Source organism: Neobacillus drentensis (assembly GCF_036966985.1).
GTDB classification, from domain to species: Bacteria; Bacillota; Bacilli; order Bacillales; family Cytobacillaceae; genus Neobacillus; species Neobacillus drentensis_E.
The window spans coordinates 1-360 of record NZ_JBALSN010000003.1 but is presented as its reverse complement, the minus strand read 5'-3'; the positions used below and the strand labels follow the sequence as shown (position 1 = coordinate 360).

At 26.9% G+C, this 360-nt stretch carries 1 protein-coding gene; it reads left to right on the top strand.

Annotated features, from left to right (window positions below):
* Positions 1-157 precede the first annotated feature (157 nt).
* Complete coding sequence (locus V7659_RS00200) at positions 158-286, top strand: BA3454 family stress response protein (RefSeq protein WP_098934515.1); 129 nt, start codon at positions 158-160, stop codon at positions 284-286.
* Positions 287-360: the final 74 nt, after the last annotated feature.

Genomic DNA, 360 nt, shown 5'->3' with positions numbered 1-360 from the left:
TATCTTTAATTCGAGATTTTTTACTTGACGGTAATTAATTCAGGAAGTATTATGGTTACATAAAATAACCTAACTTATTAAAAATAACCTAGTAATAATAAGTTGTGTAATTTGATTTCTTTTTTTCTACTTTAAAAAATGTAAAGGAGTGACACATATGATCGAAGTGACTGTGAAGCTTAACTATAAAGGTAAATATTATCAAACAAATGTAATTGTTAAAAAGGATACACCCGAAGGACAAATATTAAGAATCGCACAGGAACAAATTAAGAAACAATGGTGAAATAAAAAAATGATATATCTCCAGGTCTTTAATTGAAAGGAGCAAAATGCCTTGAATGAAAAAAAAGAAGTTGG